This is a genomic window from Streptomyces sp. NPDC054841 (assembly GCF_053611045.1).
On the sequence record NZ_JBSGZO010000814.1, the window covers coordinates 1 to 2,060 of the forward strand.

General features: G+C 69.8%; 2 protein-coding genes and 1 riboswitch. Both genes read right to left on the reverse strand.

Translation table 11 applies throughout. From position 1 onward, the window contains the following. Positions 1-66: 66 nt before the first annotated feature. Positions 67-744, reverse strand: coding sequence for a GntR family transcriptional regulator (locus ACWGI8_RS43500; RefSeq protein ID WP_453669058.1), 678 nt, complete (start codon positions 742-744; stop codon positions 67-69). Positions 745-936: 192 nt separating this feature from the next. Further along, positions 937-1,710 carry a M23 family metallopeptidase gene (locus tag ACWGI8_RS43505; RefSeq protein ID WP_453669060.1) on the reverse strand — a complete coding sequence of 258 codons (774 nt, stop codon included), beginning with the start codon at positions 1,708-1,710 and terminating at the stop codon, positions 937-939. 13 nt (positions 1,711-1,723) lie between these two features. Beyond that, positions 1,724-1,888: riboswitch (cyclic di-AMP (ydaO/yuaA leader) on the reverse strand. Positions 1,889-2,060 lie beyond the last annotated feature (172 nt).

Here is a 2,060-nt window from a genome sequence, read left to right on the forward strand (position 1 = left end):
CCCGTCGCCGGGGCAGCGAAGAACAGGCCGCCAAGAAATAGCTGCTCTTTGTATACGGCGATTTTGTTAATTGCCGTCGCCTGGCGTGTTTACGGAATGTTGCGAAGCCCTCACACCCACCGGGATGCGCAACCGGTGCGCGCCCGTGGCCCGCTCGGCGTGCATCGAGGCGAGCGCACGGGCCCGCTCGGCGTCGCCACGCGCCACCGCGTCCACGATCGCGCCGTGCTCGGCCCAGGACTCGACCGGCCGGGCGGGCGGCTCGACGGAGTACATCCAGGCGATCTTGTGCCGGAGCTGGGTGAGAAGCGCGGTGAGCCCGGGACTGCCGGAGGCCTGGGCGAGGGTCTCGTGGAACCACCCGCCGAGCGAGCGCAGATCCTCGCCCTGGCCCCGCCGGGCCCGCTCCTGGCCCAGTCTGACCAGGCCGCGCAACACCTTGAGATGAGCCTCCGTGCGCCGCTGGGCAGCCCGCGCCGCACCCAGCGGCTCCAGCAGCATCCTGATCTCCAGCAGGTCGACGGCCTCCTGCTCGGTGGGCTCGGCGACACACGCGCCCGCGTGCCGGCGCGTGACGACGAAGCCCTCCGACTCCAGGGTGCGCAGCGCCTCGCGCACGGGGACGCGTGATACGCCGTAGCGGCGCGCCAGCTGCTCCTCGGTGAGCCGGCTGCCGCGCTCGAAGACACCGGAGACGATGTCGTCGCGGATAGCCGTGCATACCGAGCGCGCAGGAATGCGCATACCGAACCTCCGCCTTAATCCGCGCGAAACCCAGTCGAGCGACGTCTGTTCGGTGACTCTATTGCAGCGGGCCGAAATTTCCGATGGCCAACGGGAATTCGTGGATATCTTTTGGCCTGAATACGCCGAAGGCCCCGGCTCGATCCGTACCGAGCCGGGGCCTTCGTCATGTGCGAGGGGCCGTCCGAGGGGTCAGACCCCGACGCCGTGCGAACGCAGATACGCGACCGGGTCGATGTCCGAGCCGTAGTCGGGGCTCGTGCGGGCCTCGAAGTGGAGGTGCGGGCCGGACGAGTTGCCGGTCGACCCGGAGAGGCCGATCTGCTGGCCCGGGGTGACGGTCTGGCCGACCGAGACGCCGATGGACGAGAGATGGCCGTACTGGGTGTACGTGCCGTCGTGCATCCGGATCACGATGTTGTTGCCGTACGCACCGCCCCAGCCGGCCTCCACGACCGTGCCCATGCCGACGGCGACGACCTGCGTGCCGGACGCGGCGTGGAAGTCGACGCCGGTGTGGCTGCCGGAGGACCACTGCCCGCCGCCGGCGTGGTAGCTCGTGCTGACGTACGAGCCGGCGACCGGGAGGGTGTAGGACATCAGCCGCTTGCGCTCCGCCTCGCGGGCGGCGCGCTCACGGGCCTCGCGGGCCTCCTTGGCGCGGGCTTCGGCCTTGCGCTTCGCCTCGGCCTCGGCCTTCGCCTGGGCGGCGGCCAGGGCGGCCTCCTCCTGCTGGGCGGCGGCCTGGGCGTCGATCTGCTCGGCGAGCGAGTCGTCGACGACGATGGCCTGGGTGAGGCCGGTGTCCTCGATGGGAGAGCTGTCCGCGTCGGCGGCGAGCGCCGGAGAGGCGAGGGTTCCGATGACGCCGGTGGTGGCGAGGGCCGCGACCGATGCGACACCCGCACTCTTGCGCGACAGCCGGCTCGGACCACGATGCTTCCCGGTGGCACGGGTGAACGCCATGTAGTGGCTGATCCTTTCCTTCCTTCTCGCCTACCGGGTTAGCTGACGGGTTCGGAGCAGGAAGGTCTCCTACGGGCCCCTCCGCACGGATGCGAAGGCGTCCGATTCACCCCAGGGGGACGTGTGGGTCCCCGGCTCCCCAGGCTCGCGCCTGACGGGGACTCGGCGATGGCTGACCGATGCCGCGGGTGCGGCTGGTGCAACTGGCGGACAGCGCAAAAGACGCTAAGCCGATCTTCGTTCAATCACCAAACAGACACGCCGTTTTGTAGTGCACGCCACAGGGCAGACACCCCGCCTCTCCAATAAAACGGACATAGGGGAAGGCCCCGTTGGCGCGTGGCCAACGG

Excerpts from the sequence above, each read along its gene's own strand:
- ACWGI8_RS43500 (WP_453669058.1), bottom strand. The coding sequence starts at position 744 with ATGCGCATTCCTGCGCGCTCGGTATGCACGGCTATCCGCGACGACATC.
- ACWGI8_RS43505 (WP_453669060.1), bottom strand. The coding sequence starts at position 1,710 with ATGGCGTTCACCCGTGCCACCGGGAAGCATCGTGGTCCGAGCCGGCTG.